Source organism: Nocardia heshunensis, from assembly GCF_054782115.1.
Map to the genome: position 1 here is coordinate 334,627 of NZ_BAAGTC010000009.1, position 18,692 is coordinate 353,318.

At 69.4% G+C, this 18,692-nt stretch carries 16 protein-coding genes; 10 read left to right on the forward strand and 6 right to left on the reverse strand.

What is annotated here, in order from left to right; genetic code table 11:
• Positions 1-2 precede the first annotated feature (2 nt).
• Positions 3-1,436: an FHA domain-containing protein gene (locus tag ACYVN4_RS29555; protein ID WP_460725281.1), complete on the reverse strand. Its 1,434-nt coding sequence runs from the start codon at positions 1,434-1,436 to the stop codon at positions 3-5.
• Between the two features lie 206 nt (positions 1,437-1,642).
• Between ACYVN4_RS29555 and ACYVN4_RS29560 the strand changes: the two genes are divergently transcribed.
• Positions 1,643-2,044 (forward strand): hypothetical protein, encoded by a 402-nt coding sequence (locus tag ACYVN4_RS29560; RefSeq protein WP_460725282.1) that lies wholly within the window; start codon positions 1,643-1,645, stop codon positions 2,042-2,044.
• Between the two features lie 76 nt (positions 2,045-2,120).
• Here ACYVN4_RS29560 and ACYVN4_RS29565 read toward each other — a convergent pair whose 3' ends face one another.
• The gene (locus ACYVN4_RS29565; protein ID WP_460725283.1) at positions 2,121-3,659 is read right to left on the reverse strand and encodes a glycerol-3-phosphate dehydrogenase/oxidase; all 1,539 of its coding nucleotides are present in this window, start codon (positions 3,657-3,659) and stop codon (positions 2,121-2,123) included.
• A 14-nt stretch (positions 3,660-3,673) separates the two neighbouring features.
• Complete coding sequence (locus tag ACYVN4_RS29570; RefSeq protein WP_460725284.1) at positions 3,674-4,255, reverse strand: TetR/AcrR family transcriptional regulator; 582 nt, start codon at positions 4,253-4,255, stop codon at positions 3,674-3,676.
• A 149-nt stretch (positions 4,256-4,404) separates the two neighbouring features.
• On the opposite strand from ACYVN4_RS29570, the gene ACYVN4_RS29575 reads away from it, so the two are divergent.
• Both ACYVN4_RS29575 and ACYVN4_RS29580 read left to right on the forward strand, forming a co-directional pair.
• Positions 4,405-5,982 carry an FAD-binding oxidoreductase gene (locus ACYVN4_RS29575; RefSeq protein ID WP_460726734.1) on the forward strand — a complete coding sequence of 526 codons (1,578 nt, stop codon included), beginning with the start codon at positions 4,405-4,407 and terminating at the stop codon, positions 5,980-5,982.
• On the forward strand, positions 5,979-6,905 hold the full coding sequence (locus ACYVN4_RS29580; RefSeq protein WP_460725285.1) for a diacylglycerol/lipid kinase family protein: 927 nt from the start codon (positions 5,979-5,981) through the stop codon (positions 6,903-6,905). The genes ACYVN4_RS29575 and ACYVN4_RS29580 overlap by 4 nt, the downstream gene beginning before the upstream one ends.
• A gap of 90 nt (positions 6,906-6,995) precedes the next feature.
• Here ACYVN4_RS29580 and ACYVN4_RS29585 read toward each other — a convergent pair whose 3' ends face one another.
• Positions 6,996-7,364: a hypothetical protein gene (locus ACYVN4_RS29585; protein WP_460725286.1), complete on the reverse strand. Its 369-nt coding sequence runs from the start codon at positions 7,362-7,364 to the stop codon at positions 6,996-6,998.
• 235 nt (positions 7,365-7,599) lie between these two features.
• Positions 7,600-8,238, reverse strand: a complete 639-nt coding sequence (locus ACYVN4_RS29590) for a class I SAM-dependent methyltransferase (RefSeq protein WP_460725287.1) — start codon at positions 8,236-8,238, stop codon at positions 7,600-7,602.
• Between the two features lie 327 nt (positions 8,239-8,565).
• On the opposite strand from ACYVN4_RS29590, the gene ACYVN4_RS29595 reads away from it, so the two are divergent.
• The 5 genes from ACYVN4_RS29595 to ACYVN4_RS29615 all read left to right on the forward strand — a co-directional run bounded on the left by ACYVN4_RS29595 (position 8,566) and on the right by ACYVN4_RS29615 (position 17,268).
• On the forward strand, positions 8,566-11,265 hold the full coding sequence (locus tag ACYVN4_RS29595; RefSeq protein ID WP_460725288.1) for a valine--tRNA ligase: 2,700 nt from the start codon (positions 8,566-8,568) through the stop codon (positions 11,263-11,265).
• Entirely contained in the window at positions 11,262-12,710 is a 1,449-nt protein-coding gene (folC, locus tag ACYVN4_RS29600; protein WP_460725289.1) for a bifunctional tetrahydrofolate synthase/dihydrofolate synthase, read from the forward strand. Before ACYVN4_RS29595 ends, folC begins: the two co-directional genes overlap by 4 nt.
• Positions 12,707-13,123 (forward strand): DUF4233 domain-containing protein, encoded by a 417-nt coding sequence (locus ACYVN4_RS29605; RefSeq protein WP_460725290.1) that lies wholly within the window; start codon positions 12,707-12,709, stop codon positions 13,121-13,123. Before folC ends, ACYVN4_RS29605 begins: the two co-directional genes overlap by 4 nt.
• A gap of 85 nt (positions 13,124-13,208) precedes the next feature.
• Complete coding sequence (ndk, locus tag ACYVN4_RS29610; protein ID WP_460725291.1) at positions 13,209-13,625, forward strand: nucleoside-diphosphate kinase; 417 nt, start codon at positions 13,209-13,211, stop codon at positions 13,623-13,625.
• A gap of 472 nt (positions 13,626-14,097) precedes the next feature.
• Complete coding sequence (locus tag ACYVN4_RS29615; RefSeq protein WP_460725292.1) at positions 14,098-17,268, forward strand: translation initiation factor IF-2 N-terminal domain-containing protein; 3,171 nt, start codon at positions 14,098-14,100, stop codon at positions 17,266-17,268.
• Between the two features lie 67 nt (positions 17,269-17,335).
• Here the strand turns inward: ACYVN4_RS29615 and ACYVN4_RS29620 are convergent, their stop codons facing one another.
• The gene (locus ACYVN4_RS29620) at positions 17,336-17,743 is read right to left on the reverse strand and encodes a DUF3224 domain-containing protein (RefSeq protein WP_460725293.1); all 408 of its coding nucleotides are present in this window, start codon (positions 17,741-17,743) and stop codon (positions 17,336-17,338) included.
• A 314-nt stretch (positions 17,744-18,057) separates the two neighbouring features.
• Here ACYVN4_RS29620 and rplU point away from each other — a divergent pair, with 314 nt between their 5' ends.
• Together rplU and rpmA are read left to right on the forward strand one after the other, a co-directional pair.
• Positions 18,058-18,369 carry a 50S ribosomal protein L21 gene (rplU, locus tag ACYVN4_RS29625; protein WP_379357164.1) on the forward strand — a complete coding sequence of 104 codons (312 nt, stop codon included), beginning with the start codon at positions 18,058-18,060 and terminating at the stop codon, positions 18,367-18,369.
• A 40-nt stretch (positions 18,370-18,409) separates the two neighbouring features.
• Positions 18,410-18,676, forward strand: coding sequence for a 50S ribosomal protein L27 (gene rpmA / locus ACYVN4_RS29630; RefSeq protein WP_460725294.1), 267 nt, complete (start codon positions 18,410-18,412; stop codon positions 18,674-18,676).
• The last annotated feature ends 16 nt before the right edge of the window (positions 18,677-18,692 follow it).

Genomic DNA, 18,692 nt, shown 5'->3' on the forward strand with positions numbered 1-18,692 from the left:
AGCTAGTTGAGGCGGTAGGTGAGGATGCGCTCGCCGATGCGCAGACTCCAGCCGATCGGCAACTCCGTCGGCCGCTGCCCGACCCGAACCCAGTCGGCCGCACCGGGAGCCGCCACGAACGTCCCGCCGGGCGTCCCGGCATCCCGCACATAGACCAGGCCGTTCTCGATGAACACCCGGGCATGCACGCGCGAGACGTGCCGATCGCGCGCGATCACGATGGGGGAGGCCACCGCCCGCCGCACCGCCTCGTCGATCATCGGATCGCGCCCGATCACATACGGCCGATCCAGCGGATACACCTCACCCCCGGTCCCGGTCAGCGCACCACCCACGGCCGCCAGCGTCGAGGTGGTCGGCGGCGGCGTGCCAGGCTGTGCCGCCGCGATCGGCAACGCCGGACCCGATCCCCGCGGCCGCGGCTCGTCGACCTCCGCCTCCGGACTGTAGGCGGCGGTCGGCGGCTGATCCGCCGGATCCGGGCGCCCCGCCGGAATCTTCGAACCCGAGTCCTTCGCAGCTGCGGCCCCCGGACCTGCGGCCTTCGAACCACCCCCGGGCACATCCCGTTTCGCCAGGTCCGGCCCGGCGGCGCGAGGCCCGTGGGCATGGGCGGGCGGCACCTCACCCACCATGGGCGTCGCGCGAGTCTCGGGCAGCGAATCGGCCTGCACCTCGATCCGCACCCGCTCATCGGGCACCCGTGGCCGCTGGTGCGCCCCGGAATCACCGGCCAGCCGTGAACCGGGGGCCGGCGTGGTGGCAGCATTGCGCGGATTCTCGGGCCCGGGTGCCGGTTCGGGAGAGAACTGCTGTCGCGGACCGGATTCCGGTCGCTTCGGCTCCACGTTTTTCGCCTCGCTGGCCTTCGGCGCTGCGACCTGCGGGAGCGTGGCCTTGGGCGCCGAGGCCGCGCCGGCCTGCGGCTCGGCTGCCAACTCACGCGGGCGCTGTGCGGTCAGCCCGGACACCGGGGCGTTCAGGACGAAGCCGCCGCCGACCACGACTCCGGCTCGGAGGTCGGTGTGGGCGACCGGGCTGCCCGCACCGTCGGCGATCACCGTGAGCCGCCGCACCGGATCCCGCACGATCTCGTCGGCCCAGGTCATGGCGCGCTCGCCGGAGAGGGTGCGGGCGCCTTCGGGGCCGTCGACGGCGGCCGTGACCGGGCCGCGCAGCAGGATCAGGATGCCGTCTGCGGTCGGGGCGACCACGCCGAATGCGGGGGGCTGGGCGGAGCCGGGGGAGAACACCGTCGCTGCCAGTCGCTGCGCGATCGCCACACCCGGGTCGGCGGCATTCGCCGCGGCCTCGGCGGCGCCGAGAATACGGTCCGTGGAACCGCTTTCACCGGGCAGGAACAGCACCACGTTCCCGAATCGGGCGACCAGGCCCGCCCCCGGAACCAGCCCGACCGTCGTCGGAATTCGACCCATCCGGCGCCTCCCTCTCCCGGCGCACCGCTACGCAGCCATGCCGCTCACGAACTCGCAGCCAAGCATAGGGCCCCGTGGCGCGCCCGCGCAGCGACACGGATCCCGCCAGATTGCCGCAATGCGACCCATATCGGGGACCCGCGGGCGAGGATCGAGGCATCGTGCCGGTGCAACCGGGCCCGGCATCACCCGATGAGGACCGAACCATGATGGGCTCGATCATCAGGAACACCGCTGCCGCCGCGGTCGGCTGCGCCGCGCTCGCCGCACTGGCCGCACCCGCCGGGGCCACAGGGACCCGGGTCGGGCTCGACCCCGGCCTCAGTTTCGGCATGGCCAGCAATTACGGCACCGGCTGCGGGTACGACGTCGACGGGTATGTGGACGATCCGGTCACCCCGGTCGTCTTCTACGACAACAGCGTTCCCTTCGCCGTCGTCAATCCGTCCGGCGCGATCGCCCAGGCGCACTGGACGCCCGCCACCACCGGGCAGCATCGGATCCAGATCTGGCAGTACCGCAAGGACAGCCAGGATGTCTTCCCTTACGTCGACGTCCACGTCGGAACCGGCTTCGCCACCGGCTCCGGCTGCAATGTCTTCAACTAGCCGCATGGTCTTCAACTAGCCGGATGCGTGGATTCCGGCCACAAGCACGCCGGAATGACGACGGGAAGGCGCTCGATCAGGAGAGTGCGGCCCGCGCCGCGGGTTCGGCGGCCTTGCGGTCCGCCTCGACCAGTCCGATGCGGGTGCGGCGATCCAGCAGGTCGGATTCGTCCAGCGCGCCCTCGTACGCCACCGCGAACGCGAATTCGGCCGCGCTGACATCCATTCCGGGCGCGACCTCCGCCGCCAGCGCCGGATCCCGTTCGGCGAGTTCGAGGACCGTCGCGGCCTCGGTGCCGTAGCGCTCGACCAGGCGCGGCGGGGCGGCGATGGCATCCCGGGCCGCACCGGACACCGCCCCCACCAGCGGCAGGGTGCGGGTGCGGCAGGGAGCCGCGGAGAGGTGCGCGTGGGCGACGGCCGCATCCACGGCATCCTGCGCCATCTTGCGGTAGGTGGTGAGCTTGCCGCCGACCACGGTGATCACACCGGTCGGCGAGGTGAGGACGGCATGCTCGCGGGAGATGTCGGCGGTGCTGTCGTCGCCGGTGCGCAGCAGTGGCCGCAGGCCCGCGAAGGTGCCGCGAATATCACTGCGGCTCAGCGGTTCCCGCAGCACGGTGTTGACGGTGTCGAGCAGGAAGTCGATCTCGGAGTCGGTGGCGTGCGGGACATCCGGCACCGGGCCGGGCGCTTCCTCGTCGGTGAGGCCGAGGTAGACCCGGTTGTGCGCGGCCGGGAACGCGAAGATGAAACGGCTGGTGCTGCCCGGGATCGGCACGGTCAGCGAGGCGGTGAGGCCACCGAACGCCGCCGCGTCGAACACCAGGTGCGTGCCACGCGAGGGCCGCAACTCGATGCTCGAATCCACCTGATCCGCCCACACTCCGGCGGCATTGATCACCGAACGCGCTGTCACATCCAGGGTTTCGCCGGTCAGCGTGTCCCGCAGCGTGGCCGAGGTGCCGGTGACGTTCGTGGCCTCGACCCGGGTGAGCACCGTCGCGCCCTCCCGCGCGGCCGTCCGGGCGATGCCGACCACCAGTCGCGCGTCATCCACCAATTGCCCGTCCCAGGCCAGCAATCCGCCGCGCAGTCCGGCCCGCCGCACGGTCGGGGCGAAGCGCAGCGCCTCCGCGGCGGCGATCCGCCGGGAGCGCGGCAGCACCGACGGCGAGGTCCCCGCCGCCCGCCGCAGCACGTCCCCGGCCAGGAATCCGGTGCGCACCAGCATCTTCTGCGCCGCACCGATACTCGGCAGCAACGGCACCACCTGCGGCAGCGCCCGGGTCAGGTGCGGTGCGGTACTGGTCAGCAGGATGTCGCGTTCCACCGCGCTCTCGTGCGCGATCCCCACCCCGCCGCTGGCGAGGTATCGCAATCCACCGTGTACCAGTTTGGAACTCCACCGGCTGGTCCCGAACGCGAAGTCGTGCTTCTCCACCAGCACCGTGCGCAGTCCGCGCGCCGCGGCATCCAAAGCCACTCCGGCGCCGGTGATTCCGCCGCCGATCACCAGCACGTCGACGGTCTCGCCCGCGCCCAGCGCGACCAGTTCCCGCGCTCGCCGTGCCGAATTCAACGCCGAATCGGCCCGAGTCGTGTTGGTAGCCATGGAAAGCCTTTCGATCAATGCGCGGCGAGGTAGCCGTGTAGGGCGTGGGTGAGTTCGATGTCGAGGTGGTCGGTGTCCAGAACCGGGGCGAAGGTGCCCGCCGATTGGACCGCGGACTGTGCGATCAACAGCAGCATGGCGGCCAGTTGCTCCGGATCGCCGGGGCGAATCGAGTTGTCGGCCTGGCCTTCCCGGATGGCCGCGGCGAACAGGTCGATGAGGGCGCGCTGATTGCGGCCCAGCCGTTCGAACACGTAGGTGAGCATGATGTCGGTGTCGGCGCGGAAGATCTTGGCGAACAGGGGATTACGGCGAATGGCCGCGCCGCCGCCGACGATCGAGCCGACCAATCGCTCCCGCGCGGAGCCGGTGGGCGGCGCGGTGTCGGTGATGATCTCGCGCAGTTCCCGCACCAGCAGATCCGCCACCAGCGACCCGGTGTCGGGCCAGCGCCGGTACACGGTGGGGCGGCTGACGCCCGCGCGGCGGGCCACTTCGGTGAGGGTGGTGCGGCGGACGCCGAACTCGGCCACGCAGGCGCGCGCCGCGTCGAGGATGGCGCGGTCGACGGCGGAGGATGATTCGGTCGAACTCATGGCTGGCACCACCGGAGAGTAGTATCCGTTACTGCTTGACATTCCATGTCACACTGTAACGCATGGTCGACACACAAGCATCCACTCCCACTCCCGCCACGGGCAGTGTCGTTGCGAGAAAGCCGGGCGAGCCGCAGGCCCGCGCGAGTATGGTGTGGGACGCCTGGGGCTCCCCATCCGGACACAAACCGCTGCCCGATCAGATTCGGGGACTGCTCGCACAGGTATTCGGGGTGTCCGGCGAGCCGGTGACCCGTCGCGATGAGGGCGACGTGCCGCTGCGCGCCTCGGCGCTCACGCCGGAACAGCACGCCGGGCTGGTCGCGGTGGTCGGAGCCGAGAACCTGTCGATCGACCACCGCGACCGCCTGCTCCGCGCGGGCGGCAAATCCACGCCGGACCTGCTGCGCCGCCGCGCCGACGGCGAACAGGACGCGCCCGACGCGGTGCTCTTCCCCGCCGACCACGACGAGGTCCTCGCGGTGCTGAAGTACTGCTCCGCCAAGGCGATCGCCGTTGTGCCCTTCGGTGGCGGCACCAGCGTCGTCGGCGGCCTCGACCCCGCGCGCGGTCGCTTCCCGGCCGTCGTGGCCCTCGATCTGCGCCGCCTCGACACCCTCACCGACGTCGACCCGGTCAGCGGCACCGCCACCCTGGGCGCGGGCCTGTCCGGCCCGCAGGCCGAGGAACTGCTTGCCCGGCACGGGCTTTCGCTCGGCCACTTCCCGCAGAGCTTCGAGTACGCCACCATCGGCGGGTTCGCGGCCACCCGCTCCTCGGGGCAGGCGTCGGCCGGGTACGGGCGCTTCGACGACATGATCATGCGCATGCGGATCGCCACGCCCGCAGGCGATCTCGACCTGGGTCGCGCCCCCGCCTCGGCGGCCGGACCCGATCTGCGCGAACTGTTCTCCGGCTCGGAGGGCACCCTCGGCATCATCACCACCGTCACCCTGCGCGTGCACCCGGTCCCGGAAACCATCGCCTACCAGGCCTGGTCGTTCCCCGACTTCGCCACCGGCGCGGCCGCGCTGCGTACCGTCATCCAGGCCGGGGCCGCCCCCACCGTCATGCGGCTGTCCGACGAGGCCGAGACCGGCCTGAACCTGGCCCGCGCCGGGGACATCGGCGGCGCGGCCGTCGGCGGCTGCCTGGCCGTCACCACCTTCGAGGGCACCGCCGCGCATGTCGCCAGCCGCAGCGCCGAGGCGATGGAACTGCTGGTCGCCGCCGGGGGCACCGCGCTCGGCGAGGCCCCGGCCCGGGAATGGGAGCACGGCCGCTTCGCCGCCCCCTATCTGCGCGACGCGCTGCTAGATGTCGGCGTGCTCTGCGAAACCCTCGAAACCGCCACCAGCTGGGCGAATCTCGCCAATCTCAAGGCGCAGGTGACCGCGGCGCTGACCGACACGCTCACCGCCCAGGGCACCCCCGCGCTGGTCATGTGCCACATCTCGCACACCTACCCGACCGGGGCGTCGCTGTACTTCACCGTCGTCGGCAAGCAGGCCGAGGATCCGATCGCGCAGTGGGCCAAGGCCAAACGGGCCGCCGGTGACGCCATCGTGGCCGCGGGCGGCACCATCACCCACCACCACGCCATCGGCGCGGATCACCGCCCGTGGATGACCGACGAGATCGGTGACCTGGGCGTGCAGGTGCTGCGCGCGGTGAAGAACGCGGTCGACCCCACCGGAATCCTCAACCCTGGGAAGCTGATTCCGTGAGAACGATCCGCTCCATCGCCCTGGTCACCAACCCGCTGTCCGGGCACGGCAAGGGCGCGCTGGTCGCCGCCGAGGCGGCCAACCTGTTCGCCGGGCACGACATCGCGGTCACCCCGATCCAGGGCGACTCGGCCGCCGACACCGAGCGGCTGGTGCGCAAGGCCCTCGCCGACCCCGACGCGCGGCCCGACGCGGTCGTGGCCGCGGGCGGCGACGGCCTGACCTGCGTGACCCTGCAGGCCCTGGTCGGTACCGGCGTCCCGCTGGGCCTGGTGCCCGGAGGCACCGGCAACGACCTGGCCCGCGAACTCGGCATTCCCGACGACACCGCCGCCGCGGTCGCGGCCGTGCTCGGCGGCAAGACCCGCGCCATCGACCTGGGCACGGTGGAAACCGACGAATCCGGCCGCGCCGTCTGGTTCGCCACCGTCACCGGCACCGGTCTCGACGCCCGGGTCACCCTGCGCGCCAACGCTTTGCGCTGGCCCAACGGCCCGATGCGCTACACCGTCGCCGCCCTGATCGAACTCGTCGGCAAGCTGGCCGTGCCCTACCGCATCGAACTCACCGGCTCACCCGACCACTCCGACGGCACCGTGCTCGAACTCGACGCGGTCATGGTCGCGGTCGGCAACACCCGCACCTACGGCGGCGGCATGATGGTCGCCCCCGACGCGCTCATCGACGACGGCCTGCTGGACCTGACCGTCGTCGGCGCCATGTCCCGCCTGGAGATGGTGCGCCTGCTCCCCGCCCTCTCCTCGGGCAAGCGCGTCGACCACCCCGCCATGACCCAGTACCAGGCCCGCGAGATCCGCCTCACCGCCCCCGGCGCCCCCGCCACCGCCGACGGCGATCCCGTGGGTTTGCTCCCGGCCCTGTTCCGCGCCAACCCGGGCGCTCTGGACGTACTGGTGCCCTGACGGACCCGGCTCTTCCCGCCGGTTGTCTCGGCACAGCACTGCGCCCCATGCTCGAACGAGCATGGGGCGCAGTAGGTTCGGGAGTGGGACTCACCAGATCTGGATCACAGCCAGCCCCTCGGAGTCGACCACCAGATCCACCGACCCGTTCGGATGCGACGCAGCCTCCCCGACGATCGTCGGCATATCGGCGTAGATGTAGTCGGCATCCTGTGGCAACTTCGAATCCGGCTGCACGACCACCGAGACCAAGCCGTCCGGCGCGAACCGATCGACCAGGGCCGGAACCGGCCCATTGGCAAGCGCCTGAGTCTCTCCGGGTGACAGCTCCAGACCGGCCGCACCGGCCTGCGGAATCACGAACGGCGTTGCGGCGGAAGCAGTTCCGGCGACAGCCATTCCTGCGACGGCGAAACCGGTGAGAGTGGCGGCCGTGGCGGCGAGGGTTCGAACACGCATGATGACTCGCTTTCCTGCAGCGGGACCGGGATCCCTGGTAGCTGTGTCGGTACTGCGGTGAACTGATGACGACTGGCGCCAGCCGGATAGCTAGAACACATCACCGCAGGTAGACGTGGCAAGAGGAAAGCGAGTCAGGTCACGGATCGCCTGGGGTGTGGCCTCCGACACGTGCCCTGACCGGGCAAATGGGATGGTCGGCCACATCGAGCGGTCGGTTGCGCGGAGTGCTCGGCTATGCCGGGCGGGCGATGAGTAGGTGGCCGGAGATCGGGCGGTTGGGGAGGTCCTTGCGCTCGACCGTGAGTCCGGCTTTCTCGAGGGCCGCGGTTACCTCGGTGACCGGGCGGAGCGTGAATCCGTATGAGGTGAAGGGCATTTTGGCCATGGCCTTCGGGTCGCCGATGCCGATGACCAAGCGGCCCTTGGGTTTCAGGACTCGGGCCAGCTCCGTGAACGCGCGGTCCAGGTCCGCCACGAAATAGATGGTGTTGCAGGTGATCACGGCGTCGAGCGAGGCGTCGGGCAGGGGGAGTTCGGTCAGTGAGCCTGTCATCAGCTTCAGGCGGCCTTCCGTCAGGTCGGCCGCGAACTCCGAGCGGGCTCGGGTCAGCATGTCCTCGGACAGTTCCACGCCGGTCACCGAGCCGGTGGTGCCCACCCGCTCGAGCAGGAGGGTGAGGCCGATGCCGCCGCCGAAGCCGATGTCGGCGGCCGCGTCTACCCCGCTGACCTCGGCGGCTGTCACGGCGGCCTCGATCATCGGGCGATTGCCGCGGTTGAGGAATGCGGCTACGCCCTTGCCGAGGAGACCATGGGGATTGCCCAGCTGTCCGGCTACCGTCGACATCACCCGCGCGACAATCGGATTCATGGGTTAGAGACTACCGGTCGGTCGCCTCGCAACGGGGTTGTCACGACGTGAAAACAATGCGGCGGACGCAACGTTGATGCAACGAAAGCTGGTCTACCCTGGCCCATTTGGGCCAGATCCTGAGAATTCCCTTTGGATCCGGGAGCGGGGGCCGAAACGGCGGTAGTCTGGGCTTCGAGGGCGAGGTTTCCGGTGTCCCTCATCCACCGGGAGCCTCGCCCTTCGGCTATCCATCTCCGGTCCGGCACTCGCCCGCCGAGAGGCCCGCGAAGGGGTCTGGGAAAAACCCGGTCGTTGGGTCATAATCCCAGCCCTTAGAATCGTCCGGTGACCAGCGCAGCCTCTGAGAACCCACGTAATCGTGCCGATGCCCTCCCCAAGAGCTGGAACCCCAGCGAGGTAGAGGCCGACCTGTACGAGCGCTGGGTAGCCGCGGGTTACTTCACCGCCGACCCGACAAGCGCCAAGCCCGCCTACTCGATCGTGCTGCCCCCGCCCAACGTGACCGGCACCCTGCACATGGGCCATGCCCTCGACCACACCCTGATGGACCTGCTCACCCGCCGCAAGCGCATGCAGGGCTTCGAGGTGCTGTGGCTGCCGGGCATGGACCACGCGGGCATCGCGACGCAGACGGTGGTGGAGAAACAGCTCGCCGTCGACGGCAAGACCAAGGAAGACTTCGGCCGCGAGCTGTTCGTGGACAAGGTCTGGGACTGGAAGCGCGAGTCCGGCGGCCAGATCCAGGGCCAGATGCGTCGCCTCGGCGACGGCGTCGACTGGAGCCGCGACCGCTTCACCATGGACGACGGGCTGTCCCGTGCCGTGCAGACCATCTTCAAGCGCCTCTACGACGCGGGCCTCATCTACCGCGCCGAGCGCCTGGTGAACTGGTCGCCGGTGCTCGAGACCGGCATCTCCGACCTCGAGGTGGACCACAAGGAAGTCGAGGGCGAGCTCGTCTCGCTGCGCTACGGCTCCATGAACGACGATGAGCCGCATGTGATCGTGGCCACCACGCGCGTGGAGACCATGCTCGGCGACACCGCGGTCGCGGTGCACCCCGACGACGAGCGCTACAAGCACCTCATCGGCACCACGCTCTACCTCCCGATCACCGGCCGTCAGATCCCGGTCGTCGCCGACGACTATGTCGATCCCGAATTCGGTTCCGGCGCGGTCAAGATCACCCCCGCGCACGACCCCAACGACTTCGAGCTCGGCTTGCGCCACAACCTGCCCATGCCCACGATCATGGACAAGACCGGCAAGATCGCCGACAGCGGAACCGAATTCGACGGCATGGACCGCTTCGAGGCCCGCCTCAAGATCCGGGAGCGCCTCGAGTCCGAGGGTCGCGTGGTCGGCCGCAAGTTCCCCTACCTGCACCAGGTCGGCCACTCCGAGCGTTCCGGCGAGCCCATCGAACCCCGCCTGTCCATGCAGTGGTGGGTGAAGGTCGAGGGCATCGCCAAGGCCGCCGGTGACGCCGTGCGCAACGGCGACGTGAAGATCCACCCGGCCAGCCAGGAACCGCGCTGGTTCGAGTGGGTCGACAACATGCACGACTGGAACATCTCGCGGCAGCTGTGGTGGGGTCACCGCATCCCGATCTGGTACGGCCCCGAGGGCGAGATCGTCTGCGTCGGCCCGGACGAGCAGGCCCCCGAGGGCTACGTGCAGGACCCGGACGTGCTCGACACCTGGTTCTCCTCGGGCCTGTGGCCCTTCTCCACCATGGGCTGGCCCGACGCCACCGACGAACTGGCCAAGTTCTATCCGACCAGCGTGCTGGTCACCGGCTACGACATCCTCTTCTTCTGGGTCGCCCGGATGATGATGTTCGGCATGTACGTGTCCGAGGACGCGGTGCTCACCGCGGGCAAGGACGCCGACACCAAGCAGGTCCCGTTCCAGGATGTGTTCCTGCACGGCCTGATTCGCGACGAATTCGGCAAGAAGATGTCGAAGTCGCGCGGCAACGGCATCGACCCGCTGGACTGGATCGAGGAGTACGGCGCGGACGCCACCCGCTTCACCCTCGCCCGTGGCGCGCAGCCCGGCGGTGACCTGTCGGTCGGCACCTCGCACGTGACCGCGTCGCGCAGCTTCATCACCAAGCTGTTCAACGCCACCAAGTTCGCGCTGATGAACGGTGCGCAGCCGGGCGAACTGCCCGCCCGCGACACCCTCACCGACACCGACCGCTGGATCCTCGATCGCCTCGACGAGGTGATCGCCGAGGTCGACGGCGCCCTGGACCGCTACGAGTTCAGCAAGGCCCTCGAGGGCCTCTACCACTTCGCGTGGGACGAATTCTGCAGCTGGTACCTGGAATTGGCGAAGGTCCAGTTCGCGGAGTCCGAGGAGCGCGCCGCCAGCACCCGCCTCGTGCTCGGCAACGTGCTGGATGCGGTGCTGCGCCTGCTGCACCCGGCCGTCCCGTTCGTCACCGAAACCCTGTGGCAGGCCCTGACCGAGGGCGCGGAGGGCGATTCCATCGTGGTCTCCTCCTGGCCGACCGTCTCGGGCAACGCCGCCGATGAGGTTGCGGCCCGGCGCATCTCGGACACCCAGAAGCTGATCACCGAGATCCGCCGCTTCCGTGCCGACCAGGGCCTGGCCGACAGCCAGAAGGTGGCCGCCAAGCTGGTCGGCATCGACAGCGCCGATCTGCCTGGCCAGGAGCCGAGCATCGCCAACCTGGCCAAGCTCACCGCCGCGGGCGACGACTTCGCCGTCACCGCCTCGCTCGAGGTGCGCCTGACCACCGCCACGGTCACCGTCGAGATCGACACCTCGGGCACGGTCGACCTCGACGCCGAACGCCGTCGCCTCGAAAAGGACCTGGCCGCAGCCCAGAAGGAGCTCGCGGGCACCAACGGCAAGCTCGGCAACGAAGCCTTCCTGGCCAAGGCCCCCGACGAGGTGGTCGAGAAGATCAAGGCGCGCAAGGAGATCGCCGAGGGCGACGTCGAGCGCATCACCGCGCGCCTCGCCGAGATCGCGAAGCTGGCCGCGAAGTGAACGACGAACCGGAACGCCAGTACGGAGACGGCCCGCTGACCCCCATCGGCACCTCGCCGGTGGACCTCGCCGAAATGGCCTTGGTCGAGGCAGAACTCGACAAGCGCTGGCCGGAAACCAAGATCGAGCCGTCGCTCACCCGCATCGCGACCCTGATGGACCTGCTGGGCTCGCCCCAGCAGTCCTATCCGGCCATCCACATCGCGGGCACCAACGGCAAGACCTCGGTCACCCGCATGATCGACTCGCTGCTGACCGCGCTGCACCGGCGCACCGGCCGCATCACCAGCCCGCACCTGCAGCTGGCCACCGAACGCATCGCCATCGACAACGCGCCCATCACCCCGGGCCGCTACGTCGAGCTCTACCGCGAGCTGCTGCCCTACATCGAACTCGTCGACAAACAGTCCGAAGCCGCTGGCGGCCCGGCCATGTCGAAGTTCGAGGTGCTGACCGCCATGGCGTACGCGGCCTTCGCCGAAGCCCCGGTGGACGTGGCCGTGATCGAGACCGGCATGGGCGGCCGCTGGGACGCCACCAATGTGATCGACGGCCAGGTCGCCGTCATCACCCCGATCGGCTTGGACCACACCGACTACCTGGGCCCCGACCTCACCTCCATTGCGGGGGAGAAGTCCGGAATCATCAAGAAGGCCCCGGAAGACGAGCTGATCCCGCGCGACACCGTCGCCGTCATCGCCCAGCAGGAACCCGAAGCCATGGACGTCCTGCTGCGCCGCACCGTCGAGGTGGACGCGGCCGTCGCCCGCGAAGGCTCGGAGTTCCAACTGCTTTCGCGTCGCGTCGCCGTCGGCGGCCAGGTGCTGGAACTGCAGGGCCTCGGCGGCGTCTACGACGACATCTTCCTGCCCATGCACGGTGAGCATCAGGCCCGCAACGCGGTGCTGGCGCTGGCCGCGGTCGAGGCGTTCTTCGGCGCGGGCGCCTCCAGGCAGCTCGATATCGACGCTGTCCGAGCGGGTTTCGCGAATGCCGTCAGTCCGGGCCGGATGGAGCGCATGCGCAGCGCGCCCACCATCTTCCTCGACGCCGCCCACAACCCGCACGGCGCGCAAGCCCTCGCGGCCACGCTGACAAGCGAATTCGACTTCCGCAAACTGGTCGGCGTGATCGCGGTGCTGAGTGACAAGGACGCCGGCGGCATCCTCGACGCGCTGGAACCGATCTTCGACGAGATCGTCATCACCGAGAACGGCTCCCCGCGCGCCCTACCCGTCGACGACCTCGCCAACCTCGCCGTGCAGCGCTTCGGCGACGAACGCGTGGCCGTGGCAACCGATCTCGCCGACGCCATCGAAACCGCCATCGCCCTCGCCGAGGGCGGCGAAGACGGTGAATTGGTCTCGGGCGCGGGCATTGTGATCACCGGCTCGGTCGTCACCGCCGGGGCCGCCCGCAGCCTGTTCGGAAAGGATCCCGCATGACCGAGGACGCCCAGCCCGAGACCGCCGAGGTGCCGCCGCCCGCCACCGACCCGTGGAAGGGCCTGCGCGGCGTCATGGCCGGCACCCTGGTCCTCGAGGCCATCACCGTGCTGCTCGCCCTGCCGGTGATCAGCGCGGTCGGCGGCGGCCTGCACTGGTGGTCGATCCTCTACATCGTCGGTCTGGCCGTGATCATGTTCCTGGGCGCGGGCGTCCAGCGCCGCTCCTGGGCCATCCCCTTCAATCTGGCCCTGCAGGTGGCGCTGCTGCTCGGCGGCTTCATCCACCTCTCGATCCTGGTGATCGGCGTGGTCTTCATCGCCGTCTGGATCTTCGTGCTGTTCCTGCGCTCGGATGTGAAGAAGCGCATGGAGGCCGGGACGCTGCCCAGCCAGCGCATGTCCGGCGCCTGAACAATTCGCCGTAAACAGACAGACCGGGGCATCGGCCCCGGTCTGCGTTTTTCCTGCTGAGTACCCGCCGGTTAAGGTTGCGGCTGTGACTGAGCAGACGTTGGTACTCATCAAGCCCGACGGCGTGGCCCGCGGCCTCATCGGGGAGATCATCACCCGGATCGAGCGCAAGGGTCTGAAGATCGCGGCCCTGAAGCAGGTGAACGTCTCCGAGGAGATCGCCGTCGCGCACTACGCCGAGCACCGCGAGCGCCCGTTCTTCGGCTCGCTGATCGAATTCATCACCTCCGGCCCGGTCGTCGCGATCGTGCTCGAAGGCCCCCGCGCCATCCCCGCCTTCCGCCAGATCGCGGGCGGCACCGACCCCGTCGAGAAGGCCGCCACCGGCTCGATTCGCGGCGATTACGCTCTCGAAACCCAGTACAACCTCGTGCACGGCTCCGACTCGCCCGAGTCCGCCAAGCGCGAGATCGCCCTGTGGTTCCCGGAGTTCACTCTCTGATCTTCACCCGTACTCTCCACCGATCAGGTCCGGGGGCCCACCCCCGGACCCCGGAGGCGGCGGCTGCCCGCGAGACTCGCGAGGCCCGCTCCGGGCCGCGTGGGCGCGACGCCCCGACGTGGTGTGGGATACTGGCTCTGGAAGTGACCGACGCGGGCCGTTTGCGGCGTGCGTCAGCCACCTTCGATTGACACCGCGGAGCGACGGACGATCATCGCTGCCGCCGACGGCTACCCAAGACTCGGCCGTCGGGCAGGCACGCTGGATGAACGCTCGTGACACGGCGTTGAGCCAAACCAACCAGGCGCCACGTGACCAGTTAGCCCGAACGACGAGATACCGGTGATAACGGGCCACGCGACGCGAAGACTTACGACATCACGCCCGCGGGCGTGAGGCCGACAGACAGCGCCCCCGCGACGGCCGCGTCACTCTTTCAGAGGAACGCGCCCGGGGGCCCCGAGGAGAATTCGTGGCCGATCAAGAGCCGCTGGAAGCATCGCAGAGCAACGGCGACGGGGAGGGCGCTCAGATCACCCCGGCTGCCGAACAATTGCCGGAACGGATCCGAGTGCACGCACTGGCGAAGCTGCTGGGCACTACCAGCAAACGTATCCTGGCCCATCTGACCGAGATGGGCGCGCAAGCGCGCAGCCCGCAATCGAGTCTGGACCGCACCGTCGCGGAAACCGTGCGCGACGCCTTCGGCCCGCGTGACGTCGAGGCGGCCGAGCCGGTCTCGCCGCAGCCGATCGCCGAGACGACCGTCGACGCGGCCATCGCCGCCGGTGACGATCGCGCCGCCGACGAGCTCGCGGCCGAGGAAGTGGAGGCCGCCGAGGCGGCCGTCACCCCGGCGCCCAAGCAGACCACCCTGTTCGCCAGCCCGTTCCAGAGCACCCCGCGTGTCGAAGAGCCGGTGCAGTATGTGGCAGCCCCCGTCGTGGCCGCCCCGCTGTTCCAAGCTCCCGACGCCGCGGCCGCCGAGGAGGCGCGTCGGGTACGCCGCACCGAGCGCAAGACCCGCACCGAGGACAAGGTCGAAGAGGCCGCCGAGGTCAAGGTCGTCGCACCCAAGGCCGTGAGCCCGAAGGTCGTCACCGAGGAGCCGGTGTCCGAGGACGCCGAGGACGAGGGCGACTGGGACGGCGAGCAGTCCGGCAAGGACGACGCGGACCGCGAGGGCACCTCTCGCCGTCGTCGTCGTGGCCGTCGTGGCCGCGGCCGTGGTCGCGGTGAACAGCACGGTGACAACGAGTCCGACGAGCTCGAGGGTGACGAGGCCGACGAGTCGGCCGAGGACGCCGAGAACGAGTCCGAGGAAGACGACGATGCGGCCGCCGTGCCGGAGGGCTCGAGCAGCCGTCGTCGCCGTCGCCGTCGCCGCCGTAAGGGCGGTGAGGATAACGAGCCCGAAGCCACCTCCGACGACGATCCGCCGAACACTGTCGTGCACGAGCGGGAGCCGCGCAGCAAGCGCCGCGCCGCCGCCAAGGACGTCGACGAGGTGCAGGGCATCAGTGGTTCGACCCGCCTGGAGGCCAAGCGTCAGCGTCGCCGGGACGGTCGCGAGGCCGGGCGTCGCCGCCCGCCGATCCTGACCGAGTCGGAGTTCCTGGCCCGCCGCGAGGCGGTGGACCGGGTGATGGTGGTGCGCGAGAAGCACTTCCAGGACCACCCGACCTCCACCACCCAGGTGGCGGTGCTCGAGGACAGCATCCTGGTCGAGCACTTCGTGACCTCGACCGGTTCCGCGTCCATGGTCGGCAATGTGTACCTGGGCAAGGTGCAGAACGTGCTGCCGTCGATGGAGGCCGCCTTCGTCGATATCGGCCGGGGCCGCAACGGCGTGCTGTACGCGGGCGAGGTGAACTGGGAGGCCGCCGGTCTGGGCGGCAAGGAGCGCAAGATCGAGCAGGCGCTGCGCCCGGGTGACACCGTGCTGGTGCAGGTCTCCAAGGATCCGGTGGGCCACAAGGGTGCCCGCCTGACCACGCAGATCAGCCTGGCCGGTCGCTTCCTGGTGTACGTGCCGGGAGGCACCTCCACCGGTATCTCGCGCAAGCTGCCCGACACCGAGCGCAAGCGGCTCAAGGAGATCCTGCGCGACATCGTGCCGCAGGACGCGGGCGTCATCATCCGCACCGCCTCGGAGGGTGTCTCCGAGCCGGAGCTGGCGCGCGATGTCGAACGGCTGCAGGCCACTTGGCGCACCATCGAGGAGCAGTCCAAGCAGGGTTCCGGCGCGCCGAAGACCCTGTACGAGGAGCCTGACCTGCTGGTCAAGGTGGTCCGCGACCTGTTCAACGAGGACTTCTCCAAGCTCATCATCGAGGGCGAGCGGGCCTGGACCACGGTCGAGAACTACGTCCGCACGGTCGCCCCGGACATGCTGGCCCGGGTCGAGCGCTACGACAACCACGCCGTCGACGTGTTCGGCAGCCTGCGCATCGACGAGCAGCTGGCCAAGGCGCTCGACCGCAAGGTGTGGCTGCCCTCGGGCGGCACCCTGGTGATCGACCGCACCGAGGCCATGACCGTCGTCGACGTCAACACCGGCAAGTTCACCGGGGCGGGCGGGTCCAACCTCGAAGAGACGGTGACCCGCAACAACCTGGAGGCGGCCGAGGAGATCGTGCGCCAGATGCGGTTGCGCGATATCGGCGGCATGATCGTCGTCGACTTCATCGACATGGTCCTCGAATCCAACCGGGATCTGGTGCTGCGCCGCCTGACCGAGGCCCTGGGCCGGGATCGCACCCGCCACCAGGTGTCCGAGGTGACGTCGCTGGGCCTGGTCCAGATGACCCGCAAGAAGCTGGGCACCGGTCTGGTCGAGGCGTTCTCCACCACCTGTGAGACCTGCCACGGCCGCGGCATTCTCGTGCACAACTACCCCGTCGAGTCGTCGGCTCCGGCCAGCGGCGACAGCGGTGAGGGTGTGGGCCGTCGCGAGGGTTCGCGTCGCCGCCGCAAGGACCGCAACGCGGCCGCCGTCGAGACCCCGGTCGTCGAACCGGTGGTCGAGGAGAAGGCCGACAAGCACGAGAAGCACGACCGGCACGAAGAGGCCGAGAAGGCCGCGGCCAAGCGCGCCCACCCGGTCGCCATGGCCATGGCTTCGCACCACGACGACGCCGTGCACGCCACCGAGGAAGCCGTGCACGCGGCGGACGAGGATGCCATCGCGGCCGCCGACGCGGCGAACGCGGTACTGGCCGAGGGTGATTCCGCGACTGTGGCCGATGCCGCCGCCGCGGAGTCGATCGTCGTGCGAGAGGCCGAGAACGCGGCCGCCGAGGCGGCGCTGGCCGAACGGTCGGTGGCCGACCTCGAGTCCGAGGACGAGGCAGCCGAGCCCGAGCAGGCGTCCGCGCCGAGTACCAACGGCACCGCCGTGACGGCCCAAGCCGTCGAGCCGGTGCTGTCGACTCGTCGTCCAGCCCGTCGCCGGGTGGCCCGTACCGTCTCGGCTCCGGCCGCGGACAGTGCGCCCGCGGTGTTCGTGCTCTCCAGCACGGACCAGTCCGACAAGCCGGGCTTCAACCTCGACGAGCTGACCCCCGCAGTGGTGCCCCCGCGGGCTCGCCCGCGTCGTCGCGCCGCGGGCCGTCCCGCCGGTGCGCCGGAGGGCGAGAACTAGCCTCGTCGCGTGAGACGACTGTGGCCCCGCCGGGAATCCGGTGGGGCCACAGTTCTTTTCGGAGGGGTCAGGCGAGCTCGTATTCGAACCACATGCGATGAGTGCCGTCATCGTCGATGGTGAGGTCACCGGTGCCGGTGATGCCCGCCAGATCGGCGGTGCCGCTGCCCGCGACGATCGTGAAATACATGTCGGTGCGGGTGGTGCCGTCGGTGGAAGCGCAGTGCACGAAGTTGAAGGTGCCCGCGCGCCCGTTGAGCGCACCCTCGAACGATTCCATCGCCACATAGGTCCCGACGCTCGACGCCTGGTCGAACGCGGAGGTGAACAGGGTCGCCGAGCGCCCGGTGATCTCGCCTTCGAACTGCTTCTCCAGCTTGGCCACGCCGACCGGCAGCGCGGTGGTGATGGCCGGGTCGGGGGTCACCTCGGTGGGGACGAAGGACTTGACGGTGAAGGTTCCGGTGGCTCGCATGCGTCCATCGTGCCCGGGGTACGCCGGAAGTTCTTGTAAGAACGCGACACCTCGAGATGAGAGCTGGACTACCCCGGTTTGGAGGGGGTCGCAGGGTCCTGTAGTCTTGGTCAGTCGCTGCCCCCCGCGATGGCACTCTCTTGTGACTAGTGCTGCGAGCGGGCCGGTTCGGTTCCAAGAACCGTAGAACCAATGGCCCGAGGCGGCGGTGAATACCACCAGACCAGTCTGCGGCGGTTTTCGATGCGAATCGAATGCCGGCCGTGCGAGCAGAGTGCCTAGCACTTGTGAACAGAGAGAAGGGCAGCCGACCGATGGCATCGTACGCAATCGTCAAGACCGGCGGAAAGCAGTACAAGGTCGCGGTCGGTGACCTGGTGAAGGTCGAGAAGATCGAGGGTGAGCCGGGCACTTCGGTGTCGCTGTCGCCGGTGCTGGTTGTTGATGGCGCCGAGCTGACCACCGATGCTGACAAGCTGGCGAAGGTTTCCGTGTCCGCCGAGGTCGTCGAACAGACCAAGGGCCCGAAGATCCGTATCCACAAGTTCAAGAACAAGACCGGCTACCACAAGCGTCAGGGCCACCGTCAGAAGCTGACGGTCCTGAAGGTCACCGGCATCAAGTAATCCGACTTGGGGTTCGTCACCCCTGCACGAGGAGTTTGAAATGGCACATAAGAAGGGTGCATCCAGCTCGCGCAATGGTCGCGATTCGAATGCCCAGCGGCTCGGCGTGAAGCGCTTCGGCGGTCAGGTCGTCAAGTCCGGTGAGATCCTGGTTCGCCAGCGCGGCACGCACTTCCACCCCGGCGTCAACGTCGGCCGTGGCGGCGATGACACGCTGTTCGCCCTCGCGGCGGGCGCGGTGCAGTTCGGCACCAAGCGTGGCCGCAAGACCATCAACATCGTGGTGCCGGAGCCGGTGAACGCCTGACCGGCGCACCGGAGTT

Excerpts from the sequence above, each read along its gene's own strand:
- rplU (WP_379357164.1), top strand. The coding sequence starts at position 18,058 with ATGGCATCGTACGCAATCGTCAAGACCGGCGGAAAGCAGTACAAGGTC.
- ACYVN4_RS29570 (WP_460725284.1), bottom strand. The coding sequence starts at position 4,255 with ATGAGTTCGACCGAATCATCCTCCGCCGTCGACCGCGCCATCCTCGAC.
- ACYVN4_RS29575 (WP_460726734.1), top strand. The coding sequence starts at position 4,405 with ATGGTGTGGGACGCCTGGGGCTCCCCATCCGGACACAAACCGCTGCCC.
- ACYVN4_RS29585 (WP_460725286.1), bottom strand. The coding sequence starts at position 7,364 with ATGCGTGTTCGAACCCTCGCCGCCACGGCCGCCACTCTCACCGGTTTC.
- rpmA (WP_460725294.1), top strand. The coding sequence starts at position 18,410 with ATGGCACATAAGAAGGGTGCATCCAGCTCGCGCAATGGTCGCGATTCG.
- ACYVN4_RS29620 (WP_460725293.1), bottom strand. The coding sequence starts at position 17,743 with ATGCGAGCCACCGGAACCTTCACCGTCAAGTCCTTCGTCCCCACCGAG.
- ACYVN4_RS29565 (WP_460725283.1), bottom strand. The coding sequence starts at position 3,659 with ATGGCTACCAACACGACTCGGGCCGATTCGGCGTTGAATTCGGCACGG.
- ACYVN4_RS29560 (WP_460725282.1), top strand. The coding sequence starts at position 1,643 with ATGATGGGCTCGATCATCAGGAACACCGCTGCCGCCGCGGTCGGCTGC.
- ACYVN4_RS29605 (WP_460725290.1), top strand. The coding sequence starts at position 12,707 with ATGACCGAGGACGCCCAGCCCGAGACCGCCGAGGTGCCGCCGCCCGCC.
- ACYVN4_RS29555 (WP_460725281.1), bottom strand. The coding sequence starts at position 1,436 with ATGGGTCGAATTCCGACGACGGTCGGGCTGGTTCCGGGGGCGGGCCTG.
- ACYVN4_RS29590 (WP_460725287.1), bottom strand. The coding sequence starts at position 8,238 with ATGAATCCGATTGTCGCGCGGGTGATGTCGACGGTAGCCGGACAGCTG.